At 55.7% G+C, this 23,425-nt stretch carries 21 protein-coding genes, 1 other RNA gene and 1 pseudogene; 16 read left to right on the plus strand and 7 right to left on the minus strand.

Annotated elements, in window-relative coordinates:
- Nucleotides 1-4: 4 nt before the first annotated feature.
- Both G7K71_RS12150 and G7K71_RS12155 read right to left on the minus strand, forming a co-directional pair.
- Nucleotides 5-244: an AbrB/MazE/SpoVT family DNA-binding domain-containing protein gene (locus G7K71_RS12150; RefSeq protein WP_013823131.1), complete on the minus strand. Its 240-nt coding sequence runs from the start codon at nt 242-244 to the stop codon at nt 5-7.
- A 133-nt stretch (nt 245-377) separates the two neighbouring features.
- Complete coding sequence (locus tag G7K71_RS12155) at nt 378-1,958, minus strand: IS1634 family transposase (RefSeq protein ID WP_166346778.1); 1,581 nt, start codon at nt 1,956-1,958, stop codon at nt 378-380.
- A 325-nt stretch (nt 1,959-2,283) separates the two neighbouring features.
- Between G7K71_RS12155 and G7K71_RS12160 the strand changes: the two genes are divergently transcribed.
- From G7K71_RS12160 to G7K71_RS12235, 16 genes and pseudogenes are all read left to right on the plus strand, one after another.
- Entirely contained in the window at nt 2,284-2,502 is a 219-nt protein-coding gene (locus tag G7K71_RS12160; protein WP_166346781.1) for a hypothetical protein, read from the plus strand.
- 279 nt (nt 2,503-2,781) lie between these two features.
- Nucleotides 2,782-5,832 carry an S-layer homology domain-containing protein gene (locus tag G7K71_RS12165; RefSeq protein WP_166346784.1) on the plus strand — a complete coding sequence of 1,017 codons (3,051 nt, stop codon included), beginning with the start codon at nt 2,782-2,784 and terminating at the stop codon, nt 5,830-5,832.
- A 217-nt stretch (nt 5,833-6,049) separates the two neighbouring features.
- Complete coding sequence (locus tag G7K71_RS12170) at nt 6,050-6,451, plus strand: helix-turn-helix domain-containing protein (protein ID WP_013823128.1); 402 nt, start codon at nt 6,050-6,052, stop codon at nt 6,449-6,451.
- Nucleotides 6,452-6,499: 48 nt separating this feature from the next.
- Nucleotides 6,500-6,686: pseudogene (locus G7K71_RS12175) on the plus strand (NAD-dependent epimerase/dehydratase family protein); the annotation flags it as partial.
- A 73-nt stretch (nt 6,687-6,759) separates the two neighbouring features.
- The gene (locus G7K71_RS19495) at nt 6,760-7,044 is read left to right on the plus strand and encodes a hypothetical protein (protein ID WP_013823127.1); all 285 of its coding nucleotides are present in this window, start codon (nt 6,760-6,762) and stop codon (nt 7,042-7,044) included.
- 6 nt (nt 7,045-7,050) lie between these two features.
- Nucleotides 7,051-7,842: a tyrosine-protein phosphatase gene (locus G7K71_RS12185; RefSeq protein ID WP_013823126.1), complete on the plus strand. Its 792-nt coding sequence runs from the start codon at nt 7,051-7,053 to the stop codon at nt 7,840-7,842.
- Between the two features lie 277 nt (nt 7,843-8,119).
- Nucleotides 8,120-8,569 carry a D-aminoacyl-tRNA deacylase gene (dtd, locus tag G7K71_RS12190; protein WP_013823125.1) on the plus strand — a complete coding sequence of 150 codons (450 nt, stop codon included), beginning with the start codon at nt 8,120-8,122 and terminating at the stop codon, nt 8,567-8,569.
- 40 nt (nt 8,570-8,609) lie between these two features.
- Nucleotides 8,610-9,239: an MBL fold metallo-hydrolase gene (locus tag G7K71_RS12195; RefSeq protein ID WP_166346787.1), complete on the plus strand. Its 630-nt coding sequence runs from the start codon at nt 8,610-8,612 to the stop codon at nt 9,237-9,239.
- A gap of 160 nt (nt 9,240-9,399) precedes the next feature.
- Nucleotides 9,400-11,091, plus strand: coding sequence for an acetate--CoA ligase (acsA, locus tag G7K71_RS12200; RefSeq protein WP_013823123.1), 1,692 nt, complete (start codon nt 9,400-9,402; stop codon nt 11,089-11,091).
- A 53-nt stretch (nt 11,092-11,144) separates the two neighbouring features.
- Nucleotides 11,145-11,894, plus strand: a complete 750-nt coding sequence (locus tag G7K71_RS12205) for a hypothetical protein (RefSeq protein WP_013823122.1) — start codon at nt 11,145-11,147, stop codon at nt 11,892-11,894.
- Nucleotides 11,895-12,024: 130 nt separating this feature from the next.
- On the plus strand, nt 12,025-13,308 hold the full coding sequence (gene hisS / locus G7K71_RS12210; protein WP_166346790.1) for a histidine--tRNA ligase: 1,284 nt from the start codon (nt 12,025-12,027) through the stop codon (nt 13,306-13,308).
- A gap of 16 nt (nt 13,309-13,324) precedes the next feature.
- Nucleotides 13,325-15,124, plus strand: a complete 1,800-nt coding sequence (gene aspS / locus G7K71_RS12215) for an aspartate--tRNA ligase (RefSeq protein WP_013823120.1) — start codon at nt 13,325-13,327, stop codon at nt 15,122-15,124.
- A 62-nt stretch (nt 15,125-15,186) separates the two neighbouring features.
- Nucleotides 15,187-15,369: non-coding RNA, 6S RNA (gene ssrS / locus G7K71_RS12220), on the plus strand.
- 68 nt (nt 15,370-15,437) lie between these two features.
- Nucleotides 15,438-16,154: a ThiF family adenylyltransferase gene (locus tag G7K71_RS12225; protein ID WP_013823119.1), complete on the plus strand. Its 717-nt coding sequence runs from the start codon at nt 15,438-15,440 to the stop codon at nt 16,152-16,154.
- A 105-nt stretch (nt 16,155-16,259) separates the two neighbouring features.
- Nucleotides 16,260-16,589, plus strand: coding sequence for a thioredoxin (gene trxA / locus G7K71_RS12230; protein WP_041283357.1), 330 nt, complete (start codon nt 16,260-16,262; stop codon nt 16,587-16,589).
- A gap of 165 nt (nt 16,590-16,754) precedes the next feature.
- Nucleotides 16,755-17,030, plus strand: a complete 276-nt coding sequence (locus tag G7K71_RS12235; protein ID WP_013823117.1) for a transcriptional regulator — start codon at nt 16,755-16,757, stop codon at nt 17,028-17,030.
- Nucleotides 17,031-17,201: 171 nt separating this feature from the next.
- Here G7K71_RS12235 and G7K71_RS12240 read toward each other — a convergent pair whose 3' ends face one another.
- The 5 genes from G7K71_RS12240 to G7K71_RS12260 form a co-directional block, all read right to left on the minus strand.
- Nucleotides 17,202-17,936 carry a phosphatase PAP2 family protein gene (locus G7K71_RS12240; protein WP_013823116.1) on the minus strand — a complete coding sequence of 245 codons (735 nt, stop codon included), beginning with the start codon at nt 17,934-17,936 and terminating at the stop codon, nt 17,202-17,204.
- A 102-nt stretch (nt 17,937-18,038) separates the two neighbouring features.
- Nucleotides 18,039-18,572 carry a PepSY domain-containing protein gene (locus G7K71_RS12245; RefSeq protein ID WP_013823115.1) on the minus strand — a complete coding sequence of 178 codons (534 nt, stop codon included), beginning with the start codon at nt 18,570-18,572 and terminating at the stop codon, nt 18,039-18,041.
- A gap of 254 nt (nt 18,573-18,826) precedes the next feature.
- The gene (locus G7K71_RS12250; RefSeq protein WP_013823114.1) at nt 18,827-20,206 is read right to left on the minus strand and encodes a cell wall metabolism sensor histidine kinase WalK; all 1,380 of its coding nucleotides are present in this window, start codon (nt 20,204-20,206) and stop codon (nt 18,827-18,829) included.
- A 26-nt stretch (nt 20,207-20,232) separates the two neighbouring features.
- Nucleotides 20,233-20,913 (minus strand): response regulator transcription factor, encoded by a 681-nt coding sequence (locus G7K71_RS12255; RefSeq protein ID WP_013823113.1) that lies wholly within the window; start codon nt 20,911-20,913, stop codon nt 20,233-20,235.
- Between the two features lie 265 nt (nt 20,914-21,178).
- Complete coding sequence (locus tag G7K71_RS12260) at nt 21,179-23,383, minus strand: NAD(P)/FAD-dependent oxidoreductase (protein WP_013823112.1); 2,205 nt, start codon at nt 23,381-23,383, stop codon at nt 21,179-21,181.
- Nucleotides 23,384-23,425 lie beyond the last annotated feature (42 nt).

Genomic DNA, 23,425 nt, shown 5'->3' on the forward strand with positions numbered 1-23,425 from the left:
AAAATCAGTGGCGGGGCGATAGCCGCGCAATGTCGTTTCGATCTCGCCATAGACCGGCAGTGGCAGTAAGGATATCTTCCTCTTGTTTTGTCGTTGTAACAAAGTCTTTTCTTTTTACTTCTAAGATAATGCTGTTTTCTCCCACTGTTTTTACTACCAGGACATCGCCGGTTCGAATTTTTAACCGGCGCCGGACCTCTGAAGGTAGAGTTATTTGCCCTTTTGAAGAGAGGCGTGTTTCCATAATTTCACCTCCTTCTTTAACTATGTAAAGCTGAACTTTAACACCCAATCCCAACAAAACCCCGGAAAATCAAGGCTTCCGGGACATAACGAGTTGGCGTGCCACAACATTATCCCTTATTGTGGTAGATATGTTAATTAATGATTATTACATGATTTGGAACTCCTATTCCCAATGCTTTAAAAGCTTGAAAAGTATTTCCTGGTAATTCAGTTCGGCACAAGTATCTTATGCCTTCCAGGGTTAACTCAACAGCTTTTAGATTTTTTAAATCTCTCATGAGATACAAGTATTCAACCTGGCTGCCGGCCAGCTTGAGATACCGGTAAAAAGCCGATTCCAACACCAGCGCCAGAAAACAAACCATGACATGTGCCCTTACCCTGCGGTCTTTCCAGTGGTAGATTGGCCTTAAATCAAGGGTGGATTTTAATTCCCGGAAGGCCCTTTCCACCCGCCAGAGTTCTTTGTATGCCAGGGCTGCCTCTGCGGTGTCCAGTTGGGAGTTGGTCCTGAGAACATACTTCCCGTCATAACGGGCATCTTCTTCCAGAGCCTTCTGATCCACGGCAACATTGGCGCCTGATATTTTCAGAAACCTGCTGTAGCCACTGTTTGATAGCATTGATTTAAGACCTTTTTCGTTGAGCTGTTTTTCCAATTTCTTGACAATCTCTTCCCGGGCTTTTCGGTCGTGTTCGGCTTCCATCGGGTTATAGCAGATAATGTAGCGATTGGCATCATGCCAGACTTCTTTTACTTTCAAGTTCTCGGCTACTTCTTTATAACGGCCGCCCGTTTTCAACACTTCCGCAACCGCCTGCATCCGGCGCATTTTTACGCCGACGATATATTCGATATGTTCTTTATACAACTCATCCAGAAGTGTTGTGCTAACCATTCCCCGGTCGGCTACGAAGATTACCCGCCGGAGTAGAAACCGTGTTCGGGTATCATGGATGACCTTCTTGAAGGTCTCGATGTCGGCAGTATTACCGGGAAAAACCTGGTGAGCCACCGGTATTCCTTCCCGGGTCATAAGCACTCCTACAATAATCTGCACCCGGTCGGAGCGGTAGTCTTTGGAATACCCGTATTCCGCCAGACCTTCGGGACCATTTCCAGTGAAGTAGGTGGAGGTGGTGTCCCAGAAAACCAGATCCAGTTCCAGGTTAAATAGATTTTTCGTTTGCTCAAACAACTCCAGTTCAATGGTTTCCTTATGTAAGATGAGAAAATCCAATGCCCGGTAAAAATGGTGTAACTCCAGTTCCTTAAAGGCGGGCCGGTAGATCTCGTTGATCCATTCGTTGACCGCCCGCTTGGACAATGGATCACTGATACGGTTTAGGACCATGGCGTATATGGCTTCATCAAGAGGGCTGGTTATTTCTGTTTTCTCAAGAAGGTTTTTGATAATGGCAGCCAGTCCCAGCTTTTCCCACAGGTGTCGGAAGATCAGCTCGGTACCCCATTCTTTTGCCTCTAAAATCATGAGCCTGGCGGCTTCAGCTTGAACCCACCTCTTTTTTGAGAATTTAGCCAGGCTTTCAATTAAACGATCGAGGCTACCCGACTGGACATCTTCAATGCGGCCCAGGTTAGCAACAACTTTCTGGCGTACTTTACCGTTTTCACGAACACCTTCGACTATTTGTAAGTACGTCCTTTTGGTGCCATCTTTATTGGCGAAAGTTTTAGTCCTGACAAACATAGCATAATCATTATAACATGGCAATATTGGATATTCAAAGACAGTAAATGGTATACGTGGCACAACATTTTTTGATAATCCCAATATACACCCTTGATTTTACTGGGTTTTCAAGACTTGATGGAGCCTAAAACCGGCTTTTACTGTCAAAGTTGAGTAAAGTATAGCAACAAAAGTAAAGCCATGTAAAGAGGCTTTCCTGGAGGTTCAGGATGAACACACTGGCCTTGTGGAAAAGGTTCGGGAACTGCCGCCGGTAAGCTTTTCCTACCTTCCTATATCAAAATCCTAATCTTTAATAATACAAGATTGGATGTGCCGAATAGTGAAGGATAAAAGAAAATTTATTAGGCTTGCAAGGAAAAATCGTTGTTTACTAGGGATAAAGTTAACAGAAGTCCCCAAAAGATACAATGCCCGGAATGGAGAAGTAGACATTATTATCGATGCAGCCAAGAGAAAATATTTTGATGTAGCATGTATTCAAACTGAAATTGGCCGTTTGTATTGTAAGGATCCTGTTAATAACATTTCTTGGCAATGATGCAATAGAAATGTTACTGGCACGGAAAATAGGATATCCGGAAACGGACGGTAAAGTTATTTTACAAGACATGAGGCAAAGGCATATAGAAGAATTAAAAAAGTTGAAATTGTAAGAAGCACAGGCCATTATCAATGAAGACGTTAAGGGAGAGGAATTACCTTAACACTTTTTGCTCACCGGCGTTGAAGAGGATTATGCGGGGATAGACTTATTTTGTTGATGGGCTGTTGCGTTCCGGCGGGTTAATTTGGAAATTAGGAGGAGGAGGAGATAGGTATGCGGCTGAGTTTTTTGTGGCGCGTGGTCTACCTGGTGGCCGGCTTTTTTGCCCTCATCGTACTTTTGTGCGGTATTTGCCGGCCGGTTGCTGCCGCATCGCACGGGTTCACCGTGTTGTGGGTGCCCTCCGTGAGCGGGGGCACTTACGCCGATCTCGGCACGGTTGTAGTGCACACATATGCCGGTACATTTACGGAAGGGGGCGGGGCGATTTTTAAGCTGCTGGAGGGTTACAGCTTTAACTGGAGCTCGGATGTTTTGGACGTGGACCCCGCAACAGGCGAAGTGAGGAATCTCAATAATTTAGTTAGCTTCCCAGCTAGTTGGGGTGATGTGCCCAACGCCTTCTGGGGTCAACAGTGGGCGGCTTATAAAGTGGCCGATAACGAGGTGCGCATTACTCTGGTGAGGGCGGAGGACTCCGTGCGGCTTGCTGCGTATGATGGCGTATTCTGTCTTTCTCTTCAAAAGATTGCCGTTCCTTACGGTATACCGGGCGATATAATTCTCACCGGCGAGGTCTTTAATTCACCGGGTGAGGTGGTACTGGCAGGGCAGGTGGTGGTGGGGCGGTGCGTACAGGGTGAGGTAGAGGTATCCCTTGATGGCGACTTGCCGCTACTGGTAAATGAGACAACAGTTAAGTTGCGCTTGTGGGAAAAAACTGCCGGTTCGTTTGCGGCTGACCCAGCCAGCGTAGTCCTGCGGCTGCCGGAAGGGTACAGGTGGACCGGGGCGGGTGCCCCGGAGTTCCTGTATGGAGATCTGGCCTGGCTGAGTAAAGTGCGGTTCCGTCCGGAGGGACGGGAGATCATCATTGATACAGTAGTAGGAGAGGCATATACCACGAGCTCTCCTACCGGTTTTTCCCTTCCCCTGACGTTTGAGGTGAGCGATCCCGAACGAGCAATCTACGGCAAAGTTATGGCCGCCTGCGCTGGCGCCAGCCGTGTGGCGCCGGAGGAAATTGCCGTTGCCTGGCACATAGACGGGACACCGCCTGATGTTGTTGCCACAAGCCCGGCTGACGGTGCGAGCAATGTACCAGTCGATTCAGTCATTACCGTTCGCTTTGGTGAGCCTGTGCAAAAGGATCCCAATGCGAGGTTGACCATCCGTATTGCTGATACTTTGGGCAGAGAAATCAATTTTGGGGTGGACACGTACTACGACGAACTCATCATTGCCCCTTACGAGCGCCTTTCGTACAGCACGCACTACGCCGTTTACGTGGACGCAGGGGCCGTGCGCGATCTTACCGGCACCCCAAACGAGCCTTTTTCCTTTGGGTTTACCACCGAACCCCTTGTCTGGCCGACACCGGTGGAATTTTTCACCGGCTCTCCTGAATTCAGGGTGGGTGGTAAAACCGTTAGACTGGATGTGGCACCTTACCTCCGGGAAGGGCGGGTGATGGTTCCGGTGCGGGCGATAAGCGACGCCCTCAACCTGGCCACTTCCTGGAGCGGTTACACCCAGGTGATTACCTTTGAGCGCGGGCACACCGTGCGCATGCGTGTGGGAAGCAGGATAGTGTACGTGGGTGACGAGGTTCGCGAAATTGACGTGGCACCGGAAATTGCCGAAGGCAGGGTTTACGTTCCTGCAGCGCATCTGGCCGCTGCGTTTGGTTACATTTTTGACGAAGACAGCGGAGGCATCTACCTGGCCCATCCAGATGCGGACAGGCAGGCGCCGATCCTGGTCTCCTCTATGCCCGGTGATGGCGCCCGCGACTTTTCGCCTAATGCAACGCTTGTGCTAACCTTCGACGAAAGGATCAAACCTGGCGGGCACTTCGGGGAAATCAAGTTTATCGGTTCCGATGAGCAGGAAGTAACATTTAACTGCAGCACTGTCAAAGAAGCCCTTTTTTTGCGGCCGCAAGTTGCCCTTTCGCCGGGCACGGAGTACCAGGTTATCATCCCTGCCGGGGCGCTGACCGACATTATCGGGAACGCGCTTTCCACAACGGTGAAAATCGTGTTCCGCACGGCCTCAACCGGCGTCCGGGATAGTGGCGGTGGTTCCGGCGGTGGTGGCGGCGGAGGTGCAGCCGTGCTGGCCGCAGACAGGGTGGAAAAGCCCGTGCTGGCGGGAAGCGTTACCGTGGCCAGTATAGCCGGTGCGATAGATGTTAAGGTTCCGGCCGGGGCGGTAAGCGGAACAAACGCCGCCATAAAGGTGGAGATAGTGAGCGAAAACCGGGTTCCAAGTGCAGAGATGACCGCCCTGAGCAAGGTGGTGGACGTCGCTATAAAAAACGGTACCCTTACTGGGCAAGTGGACATCACCCTTTATTTCGACCGAGCAAAGATTTTGCCCAATCGGGAGCCAGCTGTTTATTACTACAACGAAGCAAAGAGCAGGTGGGTATGCCTTGGGGGTACTGTGGATTTCGATAAGGGTAAGATAACGGTGACAGTTGACCACCTCACCATGTTTGCCGTTTTTGCCGTAGCCAAGAAGGCATCCAAACCCGAAGTGATCACCTTCAAGGATATGCGGGATCACTGGGCGGCTGACACCGTAAGAAAGCTGGCGGATATGGACATCATCTCTGGCTATCCTGATGGCACTTTCCGGCCCGACAACACGATTACCCGGGCTGAAATGGCCTGCATCATGGCACGGGCATTGAAGCTTGCACCTGGGGACGGATCTGCTCTGACCTTTGCGGATAAAAGCGAGATTCCCGCTTGGGCTCGCGGGGCAGTTGCTGCAGCGGCCAGGGATGGCCTTTTCAAAGGCTATCCTGCGCCTCATGGAAACGTGATTTTTAAGCCCAATAGCCCAATTAACCGGGCTGAGCTGGCGGCCCTCCTAAGCCGGGTTGTTGAGACCAGGCGCACTGCGGTGGCAGGCCGGGCACCGGTATTTGCCGACGCGGCAGAAATCCCGGTTTGGGCAAGGAACGCCGTCGAGGAAGACGCGGCAAGCGGGATTGTAAGCGGGTACCCGGACGGCACCTTCCGGCCTAAAAGCGCAGTAACCCGTGCTGAAGCAGCATCTATGATTTTACGTCTCTTGGAAAAAACAAATGAGTGATTTCCTCCCTACCCTTGAAGAAGGCAGGTTATCTCGGCGGCTGAGATCTTCCCCCGGGTAAAACAGGGGATAAAAATTTCTTTCGCGGGATACATCACCTGGCAGGGCGCTTTACTAATGGACATCGAGCTCCGTGATGGCCGGCCGGCAGCAAGGGGAAGGCCTTACGATTTTCCCATTATCACAAAGCGTGTTATGATGTGAGCGAGGTGACCCCATGCCTTCTTTTGGCGAAAGGCTGGCCTATTTACGCAATCAAAGAGGATTATCCCAGGCGGAGCTTGCCCGCCTGTTAGATATGGGACAGAGCACCATTGCCATGTACGAGAAAAACAAGCGTTCGCCGGATCACCAGTCGCTTATACGCCTGGCGGACTTTTTTGGTGTGTCCACTGACTATCTCCTGGGGCGCAGTGATCAGCCTCACCTGGGTGAGCGCGAGAAAGGCCCGCTTCTGGATGAGAAACTACGGGCAGTTGCCGTCGATCCCCTTTTTGTCGATCTTCTCAGGCAGGTGTCAGGCCTCACCGGGGAAGAAAGGAAAGCTCTGGCCGAATACTGGGAGTTGGCCCTGCAGTACGTAAGAAGGAGAAAGGGGCGCTGCCAGGAAAGAAATTAGGGGTCGGGCAAAAAATTTTTGGCCCGGTTTTCCCTTGCTCCAAAAGTCCAGGACCACCAACCCGAAACCCACTCTCATTCCCCTGGTGCTGCAGGCGGCCCTGGGGCTGCGCCCGAAAGTAACCATTTTCGGCACCGATTATCCCACGCCGGACGGGACCTGCGTGCGGGACTACATCCACGTCACCGACCTGGCTGCGGCCCATGTGCTGGCATTGCGGGCCCTGGAGGGCGGGCTTCCTCCGGGTGCATAACCTGATTGTACAACCTTAACACAGATTCTCCAACCGGATTAGGGGGCTAAATAGCATGCTGGCCCGGATGAAACTGGACCCGGCGCGGATGGAGTTGCTGGCCGTCTTTTTCGAGACTTACCTGAAGCTGAACCGCGAGGAAGAAGAACAACTTTACCGGGAATTGGGTAAAATGGACAAAAGGGGGGCTTATTATGCACGTTCTGGTTACCGGCGGGGCCGGCTACACCGGCAGCCACACGGACCTGGATTCCATCGTCCGCACGGCCTGGGAGTGGTACCGGCGTCACCCGGAAGGTTATGGAGATGGGACTTGTTGTTCACCCAGTGCCGGAGGTAGGTTTTTATGATTGACCTGCACGCGCATATTTTGCCCGGCCTTGACGACGGCGCGCCGGATTTGGGCGAGGCTTTGTCCATGGCCTGGCTGGCGGTGGAGGACGGGATCGTTTCCCTGGTAGCCACACCCCACGTCACCGGAGATCATTACCGCACGGACCGGACGACAATTCTCAGTGCTGTAGAGCAGTTGAACAACCATTTGGATAAATACCAGATTCCCTTGAAAATATTGCCGGGCGCCGAGTACCGCCTGGAACCGGACCTGCCGGAACGCCTGGCCCGGGGGGAACTGCTCACCTTAAACGACGGGGGTCGCTATTTGCTGGTGGAACTGCCGGCCGCTTTTGTGCCTCCTTATACGGAGCGGGTGCTCTACGAGCTGCAGCTCCAGGGGGTTACGCCCATCATTGCCCACCCGGAAAGGAACGCCTCTTTCTGCCGCCGCCCGGACCTGCTGCAGGCCCTGGTTTCCCGGGGTGTGCCGGCCCAGGTTACCGCGGGCAGCCTGACCGGGAGGTTCGGGCGGGAAGCAGCCAGAATGGCCTTTTATTTCCTGGAGTGCGGTCTGGCCCACTTTGTGGCTTCCGATGCCCATTCCTCTATCGGGCGCACTCCCGTGCTCTCCCCTGCCCTTGCGGAGGTGGAGCGCCGGCTGGGGGTTGATGCAGCCCGAAAGCTGGTGGACAACTCCCGGCGGGTGCTGGAGGGACAGGCCATTCCTTTGGAGACGGCCAGGAAGGTGCGAACCGGCAGAAAAGGTTTCCTGCAGGCGCTTCTGGGGAAGTTCGCGCGGTAGAAAGAAGGTCTGATGGTCCTGGCTTTGCGGGGAAACAGGTTAGCGGTATTCGTAAATTATTGAGCGGCTTGGAAGAATCCTTGACAACGATTATATCTCGTTGTTATAGTTTACCTGTACGAGACCGCCGGAAGACGGAATTCCGGTGGCAATACAGGCTGGTTTCTGGCGCACGGAACGCAGCAAAATTCAGGTTCGGAGCCGGTGGTTTGTCCAACCGGTCCTTTGACTTTCTATAGTTCGCGGGGAGTGGCTACAGCTAAAAGAGGGATTGGTCATGCGGGCAGTAGTGCAGCGGGTAGCCAGGGGTTCGGTCACGGTTGATGGGGAACGGGTGGCGGTTATTGGGCCCGGGCTCGTAGTGCTGCTGGGGGTCGGGCGGGAAGATGACGCCGGTGATGCCCGTTACCTGGCGCAAAAAGTGGCCCGTTTACGCATTTTTGAGGACGAACAGGGCAAAATGAACCGCTCGGTGCTGGACACCGGGGGTGAAGTGCTGGTGGTCTCCCAGTTCACCCTTTTCGGAGACTGCCGGCAGGGCAGGAGGCCCGGTTTTGACCGGGCCGCCAGGCCGGAACAGGCCCGGGAGCTCTACGAGCTTTTTGTCCGCCTGCTGCGGGAAGAGGGCCTGGCAGTGGCCACCGGCGTCTTTGGCGCCTACATGCAGGTGGAGATCATCAACGACGGCCCTGTGACCATGCTCCTGGACAGTAAGAAGGAATTCTAGTGGAGCGACGCTAATCAAAGAAAATGGGGAGGTATGCTTGTTGATTTTAGAGGGATTTCCCGTAGGGTCTATGGAAGCCAACTGTTACATCATCGGTTGCCCGGAGACCAAAGAAGCTGCCGTGGTGGATCCCGGAGCCGAGGGGGGCCGCATTTTACGCCGCCTGGAACAATTGGACCTGAAATGCCGCTATATCATTTTAACCCACGGCCACGTGGATCACATCGGTGCCCTGGGACAGGTTAAAGAGGCCACGGGGGCCGAGGTGCTCATCCACCGGGATGATGCCCACATGCTTACCAGCGCCGGCAGCAACCTTTCCCTCTATATGGGCCTGTCCATCAGTTATTCCCCGGCGGACCGCCTTTTAGAGGACGGAGATATGATTAACGTAGGCAAGCAAACCCTGCGGGTTATACATACCCCCGGCCACACTCCCGGCGGCATATGCCTGGAGGTGGGGGACAGCCTCATTACCGGGGACACCCTTTTTGCCGGTTCAGTGGGCCGTTCCGACTTTCCGGGGGGCAGCCACCAGCAGTTGATCAAATCGATTAAAGAAAAACTCCTGTGCTACCCGCCGGAAACCAAAGTGCTCCCCGGCCACGGGCCGGCCTCCACTATTGGTGAAGAAGCCAGGTACAATCCCTTCCTGAACGGACGGTGGTAACCAATGGCCGGAAATGTTCCGGCCTTTATCTTTTTGATTGCTTTAATTACAGAACCCTTTGATTAAATATTGCAGCATGCAGGAAAATTCAGACAGGAGGGCGAAATAAACAAGGGTAAATGCGCTGATGTCCAAAAAATGATGGGGGAGGGGACATTTCATGAGAGGGAAAATCATTCCCGCCCGGCCGGGCGAACACAATTTGAAAGATTACGTGCGGGCGCGGAAAGAGTTTGACTTTGCCAGTGTGGAACCCGAGTTCAGCTGGTACACCACCGGACGGGTCAATGTTGTTTATGAGGCTGTGGACCGGCAGGTGGAAGAAAAGGGGTTGGAGCAGCAGGTTGCCCTTTATTTCGAATCAGGAGAAAAACAGGAAGAGTATACCTTCGGCCGCCTGCAGAGGGAGACGGCCCGGTTTGCCGCGGTTTTAAAAAAATACGGCCTGCAAAAGGGTGACCGGCTGGGTATTTTTATGCCCCGCAGCCCGGAGCTCTATATCAGCTTTTTGGGGGCCGCCCGGCTGGGCGTGGTGGTTGTGCCCCTCTTTGAGGCCTTTATGGCTGAAGCCCTGAAGGACCGCCTGGGGGACTGCGGGGCGGTGGCCGTGGTAACTACACCCGAACTTTATCCCCGCCTGCCCCTGGATCAGTTGCCGGCTTTAAAGCACGTTTTTGTGGTGGGGGAAAACGTCCCGGCCGGTACGCTGGACTGGCACAGGGAAATTTCCCTGGTCACGGAAACGCCCCCCATGGAATGGGTGGGCCGGGAGCATCCTTTATTTATCCTTTACGCATCCGGGGCGGACGGCAAGGCCCGGGGCCTGGTACACGTGCACAACATCATGGTCGGCCTTTTGATTACCGCCCGCTGGGTGCACGACCTGCGGCCCGGCGACGTTTACTGGTGTACCGCGGATCCGGGCTGGATCACCGGTATTGCCTACGGCTTCCTGGCCCCCTGGTTGCTGGGGATTCCGGTGGTGGTGCGGGGGGGCCGGTTTAATGCCGAAGACTGGTGCGCCACCCTGGCCAAATACCGGGTGTCGGTGTGGTACAGCGCCCCCACGGCCTTCCGCATGATCATGTCCGGCGGCGATGAGCTCTTGTCCCGGTACGACTTAAGCCGCCTGCGCCACATTTTGAGTGTGGGTGAACCCCTCACGGAAGAGGTCATGGAATGGAGCCTGGCCAAGCTGGGGCAGCCCATCTACGACACCTGGTGGATGAGCGAAACGGGCATGAACATGATTTGCAATTACCGCTGCATGCCTATCAAGATTGGCTCCATTGGCCTTCCCTTCCCGGGGATTGAAGCGGCCGTGGTGGACGATGAAGGCCGGGAGTTGCCCCCGGGCAGGATCGGCAACCTGGCCATCCGTGCCGGTTGGCCGGCCCAGATCCGGGCGGTGTGGAATGATCCGGCGCGTTACGAGGAATATTTCCGTCACAAACCCTGGTTTATTTCCGGTGACGCTGCATACAGGGATGAGGATGGCTACTTCTATTTCCAGGGACGCCTGGACGGTGTAATCAATACCTCCGGTGAGCGGGTAGGCCCCGCGGAGGTGGAAAGTAAACTGGAGGAACACCCGGCAGTGGCCCGGGCCGGGGTGGCCGGAAAGCCCGACAAATTGCGGGGGGAAATCGTCAAGGCCTTTATTGTCCTCAATCCCGGTTATACCTGGTCAGACGAGCTGGCCGCGGAACTGCGTGAGTTTGTCAAGACGGGCCTGGCGGCCCACGCCGCCCCCCGGGAGTTTGAAGTCAAGGAATCCATCCCCCTGACCAGGGACGGCCGGGTGGATCGCCGGGTACTGCGGGAATGGGTGCTTTTTAGGCAGGATTTTTGAATATAGTGAGAGAAAAATTAATTTCACAAGAGATTTTTTCGGAGGTGCGGTCATTGGCACAAAAAAAGATTGCCGTATACGGCGCTAGAGAAGGAAGTGGCAAAACCGTGGTGGCCCGGGAACTGGCCGGGGCTTTTCACCTGCGGGGGAAGAAAACCCTGCTGGTGGATATGGTTTTGGGGGGCGGTCAGGTGACCCGGGCTCTGGGACTGTCACCCGAGCCAAACCTGGGTCAGTGGCTCCAGGAAATTGACAGGCAAATAAAAAGCGGCCGGCCCTATTTTGAGCTGCGTTTTTCTCCGGAGGAGATAACTTCTTATATCCAGCGCCACTATACCGGGCTGGACGTTCTGGCCACCAGCCCCGTGGATTTTCCTGGACAGGCGGCGGGAATGGTGGAAGTAGTGGTCACCCACTTGAGAAGCCTGCCCTATGAAGTGGTTATTTTTGATACCCGTTCGGGCGTCCGGGAGTACATTTTGCGTATTTTGTCCATGGTGGATATCGTTCTTCTGGTGGAAGACGGCTATCACTATCATATTCAGCATGTGGCTGAAGTTCTGGAGCGCCTGCGGGAAGCCGGCGTGAAGACAGATCATTTTCAGCTTGTGTATAACCGCATGCCTTCCGTGGTGGACGAGTCCCCCGAGGAGGCGGCTGCCAATTTAGGGCTGCCCCTGGCGGGCGTGCTGCCCGAGCATCCGGAATTGCGGCAACTGCGTGGCGCGACAAATTTTTTGTCCTTTGATATTGCAGATCAATATACCCGGGCCATGAACGAATTAATTGACCGCCTTGAATAAAGTTGACAAAACTTTTCCTTTTGCATACAATGAAGGGCAGAAAGTTACGGGAAATGCTCCCGTCCCGGCTGGGCGGGAGTTTATTCTGTTTTTGGTTTTAAGCAAAACACAGTGTTTGGGAGGGGAAGCCATGTTGACCACCCGACCCCGGGGAACCAGCGATATATTACCCGGTGAGGTTGAAAAGTGGCAGTATCTGGAGCAGGTGATCCGCCGTCTCTGCCGGGAGTACGGGTATTCGGAGATCCGCACGCCCATTTTCGAGCATACGGAGCTCTTTGAGCGGGGTGTGGGTGAGACCACCGATATTGTTCAGAAGGAAATGTACACCTTCCGGGACCGGGGGGGGCGCAGTATCACTTTAAGGCCCGAGGGCACCGCCGCGGTTGTGCGGGCCTACCTGGAAAACAAACTCTATGCCGGCCCCCAGCCGGTAAAGCTCTACTACATCGGCCCCATGTTTCGTTATGACCGCCCCCAGGCGGGGCGTTACCGCCAGTTCCACCAGCTTGGGGTGGAAGTTCTGGGCTCCCACGACCCGGCGCTGGATGCCGAGGTGGTGGCCATGGCCATGGACCTTTATGCCCGGTTGGGTTTAAGGGACCTGGAACTGCATATCAACAGTGTGGGTTGCCCCCGCTGCCGGCCGGTGCTGCGGGAAAAACTGCAGGATTTTTTCCGGGCCCGGCTGGACAGGCTGTGTCCCAATTGCCGGGACCGCCTGGAGCGCAATCCCCTGCGCATCCTGGACTGCAAGGAGGAACGATGCCGTGAGGCGGGGCAGGGAGCTCCCACTTCTTTGGACCATCTCTGCCCGGGGTGCGGCGATCATTTTCAGGCGGTGTTAAAGCACCTGGACAATCTGGGGGTTGCCTACACGGTGGACCGCAGCCTGGTGCGGGGGCTGGACTACTATACCCATACGGCCTTTGAGATTATCGCCCGGGGCATTGGGGCCCAGAACTCCATTGGCGGCGGGGGACGCTATAACGGCCTGGTGGAAGAATGCGGCGGCTCCGACATCCCCGGGATTGGCTTTGCCCTGGGCCTGGAGCGCATCCTTCTCACCATGGAGCAGCAGGGTGTCGCCTTTCCCCGGCCCCCGAAACTCGATGTTTTCCTGGCTACGGCCGACGCGGCGGCCCGGGATCGGGCTCTGGTCCTGGTTCAGAAACTGCGGCGGGAAGGGCTGGCTGTCGACAGGGATTACCTGGGGCGGAGCTTAAAGGCCCAGATGAAATATGCCGGCAGACTGGAGGTTGGTCTGGTGGCCATCCTGGGGAGCGACGAGCTTGAGCGCGGAGTGGTCGCCCTGCGGGATATGGCCACGGGCAACCAGGAAGAGGTGCCTCTGGACCGCCTGGCGGAAGAGATCAAACAACGTTGTTCTGAAGTCAAGTTACAGTATAGCTAAAGGGGAGCATGGTGGCATGATCGATACGATGCAAGGTTTGAAACGTACCCATCACTGCGGCCTGCTGCGCCGTGAGCACGCCGGCCAGACAGTGGTATTGATGGGCTGGGTACAGCGCCGCCGGGATCACGGGGGCCTGATCTTTATTGACCTGCGGGACCGTTCCGGCCTGGTACAGGTGGTCTTCAGCCCGGACCGGGCCGGTCGGGCTTTTTCAAAAGCCGGGGCCGTACGCAGTGAGTACGTCCTGGCTGTGGTCGGGCAGGTGGAGGCCCGCCCGGCCGGCACGGAAAACCCAAACCTGGCCACCGGTGAAATTGAGGTGGTGGCCCGGGACATGCGCATTTTAAACCCGGCCAAAACCCCGCCCTTCTACATTGAGGACGGGGTGGATGTGGATGAAAACGTGCGCCTGCGCTACCGTTACCTGGATCTGAGACGGCCGGAAATGCAGCAGGCCCTCATTTTAAGGCACCGGGCGGCCAAGGTGGTGCGGGATTTTCTGGATATGCATGGTTTTCTGGAGATTGAAACTCCCATGCTTACCCGGAGCACTCCCGAGGGTGCCCGGGATTTCCTGGTACCCAGCCGTTTAAACCCGGGGCGCTTTTATGCCCTTCCCCAGTCCCCCCAGCTTTTCAAGCAGATCCTGATGGTGGCCGGCATGGAGCGGTATTTCCAGATCACCCGCTGTTTCCGGGACGAAGATTTGAGGGCCGACCGCCAGCCCGAGTTCACCCAGATCGACATTGAGATGTCCTTTGTGGATGTGGACGATATCCTGGAACTGATGGAAGAAATGATGGCTTACCTGTTCCGGGAAACCATCGGGGTGGAGGTGCCCCGGCCATTTCCCCGGCTGTCCTATCAGGAAGCCGTGGATCGTTTTGGCACCGACAAGCCCGACACGCGCTTTGGGATGGAATTGAGGGACGTTACCGACATCGTGGCCGGGTGCGGCTTCAAGGTTTTTGCCTCGGCGGTAGCGGCCGGCGGGCGGGTAAAGGGGATTAACGCCAAAGGCTGCGCTCATTTCAGCCGCAAGGATATTGACGATCTAACCGCCTTTGTGGCCAATTACCGTGCCCGGGGCCTGGCTTACTTTTTTGTTACCCCGGAAGGCGTAAAATCGCCTATTGCCAAGTTTTTTACCGGTGAGGAAATTGAGGCCATCTTAAAACGTTTGGAAGCCGAACCGGGGGACCTGCTGCTTTTCGTGGCGGATCAGCCGGCGGTGGTGGCCGCTTCCCTGGGGGCGTTACGCCTGCAGCTGGCCCGGCACCTGGACCTGATCCCCGAGGATACCTTTAACTTCCTCTGGGTGGTGGATTTTCCCCTCCTGGAATACGACGAGGAGGAAAAACGTTTCGTCGCCGTCCATCACCCCTTCACTTCCCCCCGGGAAGAGGATATCCCCCTCCTGGAGACGGACCCGGGGCGGGTGCGTGCCCGGGCTTACGACCTGGTTCTTAACGGCACGGAGGTGGGAGGGGGCAGTATCCGTATTCACCGCCGGGACGTGCAGGAGCAGATGTTTGCCGCGATCGGGCTGAGCCCCGAAGAGGCCCGGGAAAAGTTCGGGTTTATGCTGGAAGCCTTTGAATACGGTACGCCACCCCACGGCGGCATTGCCTTTGGTTTTGACCGGCTGGTCATGCTCATGGCCGGAAAGAAAACCATCCGGGACGTGATTGCCTTCCCCAAAACCCAAAGCGCCACCGACCTGATGACCCATGCGCCCGGGGAGGTTTCCCCGGAGCAGTTGAAGGAGCTGCATATCCGGGTTCACCTGCCACCGCAAGTAAAAGCAAAGTAACGAAAGCCACAAGGCACTTGCCAAGGGCCGCGGTTTGTGTTAACATAATAGCTGCAAAGGCAATTACCCTGCTATGTACGTGGACTCCTTGAAGTTTTGAGCCAACACCTATACAAAGGGAGCCCGGACTCTGGCTGTGGCTTGTATGCCTCGCTTAAGAGGACACAAAAAGCAGCCAGGAGGGCACCCACCTTGTGAGACCGGGTTCAAGAAACTTGAGGGTCCACGGCATTAGTGGGGTTTCTGTAACGTTACTTGCGAAGGTTTCCGGTCCTGATGCCGGAAACCTTTTCTCATGTTCCGGAGGTGTGCGGTGGAAGGGCGTTTTTCACGCACGGAGTTGCTGATCGGGGAAAGGGGGCTGCAAATACTTGCCGGGAGCCGGGTGGCCGTTTTCGGCCTGGGCGGGGTGGGTTCCCACGCCGCCGAGGCCCTGGCCCGGGCCGGGGTGGGGAATCTGGTGCTGGTGGATTTTGACCGGGTTAGCCCCAGCAACATAAACCGCCAGCTTCATGCCCTGACATCTGCCGTGGGAGAACCCAAGGCCCTGTTAATGGCGGAACGGGCGAAGCTCATTAACCCGGACATTCGGGTCGAAGCAAGAGTGGAGCGTTATTTGCCCGGCCTGGCGGAGCAGTTTTTCAACCCCGCGCCGGATTATGTGGTTGATGCCATTGACGATGTCCCCGCCAAGATTGATCTCATTGCCAGCTGTTTTCAACGGGACATTCCGGTGGTTTCCAGTATGGGGACGGGCAATAAGCTTGACCCTACTGCCTTTAAGGTGGCGGATATTTCCCAAACCGCCGTTTGTCCCCTGGCCCGGATAGTCCGGCGTCGTTTGCGCCAGCTGGGCATTACTTCCGGGGTAACCGTGGTTTTTTCTACGGAACCTCCCAGGCGGTGCGGGTCCGGGGGCGAAAGCCCTGCGGTGCCGGGGAGCATTTCTTTTGTGCCGCCGGTAGCCGGGTTTATCCTGGCCGGGCTGGTCGTACGCGGCCTGTTATGCTGTAATGGGTATACTGTGTAACGAATTGACAGGGACTTTTGGCGGGTATTATAATTAGAAGGTAGTCAGTTGTCCCTGTGGGAGAGTGAGGGGGATTACAGTTTATCTGGGAAAGGGGAGAAAGGTGTGGTCAGCGAGAATATTCATACCTTAACAGACGCTACTTTCAGAGAGTTTGTGGCAGCGGCCCAGGTTCCCGTGCTGGTGGACTTCTGGGCTGAGTGGTGCGGCCCGTGTAAGATGATTGCCCCGGTGGTGGAGGAAATAGCTGCGGAATATGCAGGCAAGGTACAGGTAGCCAAGCTTAACGTAGATGAAAACCAGAAAACACCGGCAGACTATAAAGTTATCAGCATACCCACTCTGATCGTTTTTAAGAACGGCCAGGAAATAGACCGTTCCATTGGCTTCAAAACCAAAAAGGAAATCAAGGCCATACTCGACAAGCACTTATAAAATCCTCGTAATTCCACGGTGGTAAAAATGAGGGCACGTTCGGCAACGAACGTGCCTTACTATTTTTTCTTTTTCTTAAAGATTTTTTGCATAAACCGTATTATCTCGTTAGAGAAATGACCATACTATTAGCAAGGTCAGGGATTCCAAAGGGAGGTGAAATTTGTGACGGGAATCAGTCTGGTGGAGTACTTTCAGAAAGTGAGTGAACGCCTGCCTACTGAAGCGGAAAGGGTCCTGATTGCCCTGATGGAACAGGGCAGCATGAATAAGGAGGAACTTTCCCTGACGGCAAAGGTAAAAAGGGCCGTTTTAGACCACGTGGTCATGCAGCTCTATGCCCTGGGCCTGGTTGATGTCTCCACCGAAGGCAAGAGTAAAATCTGCAGTGTGACCAAACTGGGCGGGGACTTTTTAACCCTGATCAAGAAGGCCAGCTAAACATGGCCGTTCAACTGACTGGTTGGCGCCGGCTTGGAAGCCGGCGTTTTGTTTGCGTGCGCCCGTAAGCATGGGCGAGCGCGATCAAAATTTTCGACAAGCCCGGTGAACCGCTGGATGCGGGCCCGCGTGTCCGGTGGTGTGTCGGTGGTGTGTGTGAGTGGACGGGGGCTAGCCGCCCCCTCCTGCTCGATCCGGCGGCCTTTTTATATTGCCGCTAGCAATCCCCAGAGCCATTGTACACAGCGTTAACCAGGTTCCGCCGACTGCAAAACCGGCCAGCACATCACTGGGGTAATGCACGCCCAGGTAGATCCGGCTGATGCCGATGCAGAGGATGAGCAGGGCGAAAATACCCGTTGTTAAAAGGCGCAGGCGGGACTGGTGCAGGTGGGTCCAGAGTAAAAAGGCAACGGCTCCGAAAAAGGCCATGCCTACCGTAGAATGGCCGCTGGGGAAACTGTAGCCTGATGCGTGCACCAATTGGTCCACGGCCGGCCGGGGACGGTGGAAGACCCATTTTAAAAGCTCCTCCGTAAGCCAGCTTCCGGTGGTGGCAATAGTAAGGAATAACGGCTCCCACAGAGGCCGCCGCAGGATAAGAAGGGTAATGATTATCCCCAGCGCCATCAGGGACACTGGGCCGGCAGAGCCTATAATGGTGAACCCTTTCATGATTGCCGTCACTGGCGGGTTCGTATAGTGTCTGATCGAATTACCAATTATCCCATCGAAAGCGTATAATTCATGGGAAACCACATCTTCTGCCAGTTTGCAGAAAAACAGGGTTAAGAAGCCGGCCAGCAATAATCCGCGCAGGGGGCGGGTGCCCGTTCCCCCCAGCATTCCCACACGTCCGGCTACCGCCGCCATGGTTTCTGTGCGGTGGATATGCTTTCGCCGCATGGGTAAAACACCCCTTCTCTTTAACGGGAGGGGATAACCAGGACCCGGCCCGGCTATCCCCTCCTGGGCTTTCGCCCTTATGTCCCTTTTACTGTTCTACCTTTACTGTTGTACTTGAATATTGTCGTCATCGATTTCATTATCCTCGCCATTATCCCGGTCCTGGGCCAGTACCTGCCCGTTGCCGGCATCTACCTTTACGTCTACAACGCCGCTGGCGGTCTGGATTTCTACGCTGTAAACGACGTTGCCATTTTCATTGTCCAGGGAAACTTTTTTCACCGTTCCCGAAACCGTCTTCAAGGCTGCATTCTTAGCATCGTCAGCGGTAATCTTAGCCTTGGCTTGTAAAGCCTGGCTTTCAGCAGCTTCATTCTGTTTTTCGATAGCGTCATTAACTTCGGTATCATTATCATTTTGCGGGTTGGCTACTTTGATGCTGGCGCTGTATGTAGGCTGCTGTTGGTTATCTTGCACCTGCTGTTGCCCGTTGGCTGGTGCCGGCGCAGCATTTTGGGTAAGAGCCGGAGGAGGAGCAGCCGCTTTTGCTGACTGGTTACAAAAGGCACCGGCACTTACCACCGCACCAAGCAACATAACACCTGTCGTTAGAGAGGCAAGCAATTTTCTGTTCATCTTTACCTTTCCCCTTTCGTAAATTTAGTTTATCGGGTACCCGACGATTACAAAATAAACCCTTTAAATTAAAGGGCCATTAATGAAAGATTAGACTTTTTTAATATATGACTTGGTCTATCCAACAGTTGCCTCTTTTCTTGATCAATGCGGAGGCGGGTCTGGTGGAAGGAAATGGCCGCAAAGAGCATTGCCGACGAGCGTCGATTTTTTAAACCACATAATCCAGTGCTAGGTCTTTGACTCCGGGCCGCTTAGGAGGCCGGCAGCCATACCTTAAAGGCTGTTCCCTGCCCCACCGAACTTTCAACCTCAATTTTGCCATTATGGGCCCGGACAATCCACTCACAAATAGAAAGCCCTAAGCCAAAGCCTCCTTCCGCCCTGGACCGGGCCTTATTCACCCGGTAAAAGCGCTCAAAGATGTGGGGTAAGTGCTCAGGAGGTATGCCTACCCCTGTATCCTTTATTACAAGCAGGGCCCATTTGCCGAGCCTCTCCAGGCTAACGACTACTTTCCCCGCTGGTGTATATTTAATAGCATTATCCAGCAGGTTAGCCAATAGCTGGGTTAAGCGCGTCTGGTCGCCGTATATGTTTACGTTTTCTTTAATTACCTTAACTAGCTCTAACCCCTTAGCTTCTGCCATCCCCTGGAATTCAGCAGTTACCCCTTCTACCAGGTCGGCTAAATTCAAGATTTCCCGCTCCAGCTTTTCCTGCTGCTCGTCGCTCCGGGCTAAAATCAGTAATTTGGCTACCAGATTGCCCATCCAGATGGCTTGATCACGGATAACCTTTAAGGCCTGGCGATATTCTTCCGGCGAATGTGGCCGCTTTAAAGCTGCCTCGGCTTCGCTACGGATAACTGCCAGAGGGGTTCTAAGTTCGTGGGAAGCATCGGCGGTAAACTGCCGCTGGCGCTGGAAGGCCCGGTCCAGGCGATCCAGCATCTCGTCCAGGGTGGCCACCAGGTGCCCCACCTCGTCGTTACCATGGGGCAGGTCCAGGCGCCGGCTCAGGTCAGTAGCGCTGATCTGGCGGGCCTTGGCGGCAATTTCATCAATAGGCTGCAACGCCCGCCGGGCCAAGAAAATGCCACCTCCCGCCGCCATCACCAGGGTCATGGGGATGGCAATAAGGATAAATAACAGCAGGCGGTCCAACGGTCCTTCGGCCTCTTCGACCGGGCGCACGACCAGGACCCAGCAGGGTTGTTGGCCTTTTTCCTTTACTGGAACCAGGAGTATCCGCCATTCGACCCCCTTAATCTCCACTGTTGTGGGCTGCATGGCCGTAAAGCCCTTTACTTGGAAGCCCGCGGCCAGGTCCCCCGGCATGTTCGTATCCAGGACTTTACCTCCAGCGTCGTAAATACCAAAGTAAGTACCAGGCAAGAGGGGCAACTCAGGATCCAGGCGCAGCAGTCCGTTCTCGTTATCCAGGCTGCTCAAAACCTGTTCCCCCTGGGAGAATAATACAGCATCCAGGCCCTGTTTAAGGCTTCGGGACATGTTAAAGTAAATAAAAGCGCTGAAGCCGGCCAGGATCAGGGCCAGCAAGAAAACATACCAGGCTGTCAGCCGCCACCGCAGGGGGATACCGCGGAGCCAGGTGGAAAATTTCTGCCGCAAATTTGAACCTCCCATACCCTCTGGCCCTAGCTTTTACCAGGTTCCCGGAGGCAATAGCCGCTGCCGCGAACGGTATACAGTAACTTGGGTTCAAAATTATCGTCTATCTTGCGCCGCAGGTAGCGAATATAGACATCTACTATATTGGACATGCCGCTAAAGTCATAATCCCAGACGTGTTCGGCTATCTGGGTGCGGGTTAGGACCCGGTTGGGATTGCGCATTAAGTATTCCAGCAGGGCGTGTTCCTTATTGGTAAGGTTAATTTCCCGGTCTCCCCGTCGTACCCGGCGGGATACCGTGTCCATCACCAGGTCCCCGACCTGCAGGACAGTACTCTTGTTGGCGCTTTCCCGCCGCAGCAGGGCCCGGACGCGGGCCAGCAGTTCAGCCAGGGCAAAGGGTTTGGTCAGGTAATCGTCGGCACCGGCATCCAATCCCCTGACCTTGTCGGCCACCGTATCCCTGGCCGTCAGCATGAGGACCGGGGTATCAATGCGCTCATTCCGCAGGCGGCGGATAACTTCCATACCATCCAGCCGGGGCAGCATGAGATCCAGAATTATCAAATCATAGTCCACTGTTTCGGCGAAAGCGATCCCCTCTTCGCCGTCGTAGGCTATGTCGGTGGCGTATCCTTCCTCCCGCAGGCAACGGGCCAGGGTATTGGCCAGGGTGGTTTCGTCCTCAACGACCAGAATTCGCATATCTCCGCCTGGTACCTAAGGGCTTGAAGGCGGTCTCCCCATGGACCAGGCTTTCCCTCCCCCCAGGTTGGATTTGCCTAATCCCGGAGTAGGTTAAAGGCAGGGAGCCCCCCTTAAATCTTATGGTAACACAAAAAGATTAAAATTAGATGAAAAAACCGGGCTGCCGCCGGCCCATCTTTGGGCTTTTGCCGTTTTACCATAGTAATGCCCCTGTTGTTCCAGGAAGCAGGTTGCTAAATGTAGCTTCATTTTCACGTTTACATTAACACCCGGCGTAGATCTCGTCGGCGCAGTAGGTGCCAGAAATGACCACTCCTTCAATGCCCGGTCCCGGTTCCACCGAGGCGCCCACCAGCCAGAGGCCGGGGATGGGTGTTTTGCGGTCCAGCCATACCGGTCCTTCCGGACCGGCTTCGGGCTCCAGGCCGTAGATACACCCCTGGCTGTTCCATGTGTAGCGGTAAAAGGTGCGCGGAGTGGCCGCCTCCACGTGCACGATGTGCCTGCGAATCCTGGGGGCCACCTCTTCCACGTAATCCAGCATGATGCTGGCCAACTGTTCCTTGAAGGCCAGGTAGTCGGAGCGGGCCATGCAGTTCAGATGTTCCGCCGTCAGCCGGGTCAGGGTGATCATGGTCAGGTCCCCGCAGTTGGGCGGTACCATTCCGGGGTCCAGGGAAGCATTGCTGACCAGAAGAAAGCTGCCGATGCCAAAGGTGTCCCGGGGAAGCGGGCGATCCCGTAAGACAAAAACCCGTTCCGGCAAACCAGATGGCCGCTCCAGAGCCATATAGAGGACAAAGGCCGAAGGGGAAGGCCGTAAGCGCTTCACCCGGGCCACGTAATCCGCGGGCAGGTGCCCGGTACCCACCAGCCGGAGGAAGGTCTGCTGGGGATCGGCGTTGCTGATCACCACGGGGGCCAGCAATTCGCTCCCGTCTTCAAGACGGACCCCAGCCGCCCGGTCTTCCGCCAGGAGGATCCTGGCTACCGGTGAATTCAGACGTACCTCACCCTCCCGCTCCTGAATAGCCTCTACCAGTACGTCGGCGAGACGCTGGCTTCCCCCCACCGGGTAAACTCCCCCGTCCACATAATAACCCATGAGGGGAATCATCCGGGCTGCCGGGGTGTCCAGGCCCCGGTCCCCAAGGTAGGCGGTCAGCAAGCCCAGGATGCGGATGATGTGTTCGTCCTGCACCCTCCGGCGCAGGTAATCCCCCCAGGTATAGCCCATGGCCCGGTAAAAATCAGGGTGGTCCAGGGGATACCGCAGCATCTCGTCCACAGTAGCCGGGGGGCGGGGCACCCCTCCCGTCCGGGGGGTGTCCTGGTAGACCTGGTAGTAGGCTGCATGCAGCTCACCCATTAAAGTGCGGATGCCTTCTTCCTCCGCAGGGGCCAGGTCAATCAGGAGATTGGTGAATTCCACGTAACTACTGGGAATATCGATTACCCCGTCCGGGGTGATAAGCCGGTGCCCGTGGTGCCGGAACTCTATGCGGCTTTCCAGCCCCAGCTCTTCCAACAGCAACCGTACGGGGCCGTTGGGACCGCAGCCGCTGATGGATTCCACCCCGCCGTCAAAGGTATAGCCCTTGCGCACAAAGGAAGTGCAGTAGCCTCCGGGCCGGTGGTGCTTTTCCAGCACGCACACCCGCAAACCCCGGTTGGCCAGCCGGGCGGCTGCGGTAAGGCCGCCAATGCCTGCGCCAATGACAATGACATCAAAACGGTCCTCCGGGTGAACCTTATATACAAGGGACAGGGGTATGGGTGAATCCCGGCCGGGCCCGGGGGGGTCATTTTCATCCGCCTTGATTTGCCTGATTTGCTGCCAGGAGGCCAGGTCGGGATTTGGCCACCTGGGGCGGCGGCGTTCCTTTTTCCGGAGCATGCGGCCAATGGTGCGGCGCGGGTAATATGCAGGCCAGATGATGGTAAACGCCAGGCCCAGAGCCGTACCGGCGTGGGTCAACAGGGGAGCATAGATACCCGGGGGGTTAAGGGTATTAAAAGCTGCCGCTCCGGCGCCGTATAAAAAGGCCAGGGCCCAGGCCAGGGTGATATGTACGTTGGTGCGGACAAACAGGGGTTCGTGCCAGAATTCCTGGGGCCAGTCCTCCCGGGCGTACTGGAGGGTAAAAGGGGCGCGGACAGCCAGGGAAACCAGGGCCATGGCCGCCAGGACGGCAAAAACCAGTACTCCCTCCCAGCGGGCAAACCAGGGGGAGTGCAGGCCACAGCTCATAATCCCGGCCGCCACGAAAAAAGCCAGGGTTACCCCATCCATTAACTTCGGCTTTCCCCGGCCCACTTGCCGGGCTAAAAGAAGGGCCGAACCCGCCAGCCCGCCCGTCAAACCCCAGGGAGCCGGGAGGCTCCAGTACAAAATCCAGGGAACGAAAGCCAGTATGATGCCCATTATCCCCCGCTGCGGGCGGGGAGCATCACTGGTATTCAGCATGGCACCCACCCTCCTATTAAATAAAAAGGAGCGAGCTTAGCC

The organism is Desulfofundulus sp. TPOSR (genome assembly GCF_011393055.1).
Classification (GTDB): Bacteria; Bacillota; Desulfotomaculia; order Desulfotomaculales; family Desulfovirgulaceae; genus Desulfofundulus; species Desulfofundulus kuznetsovii.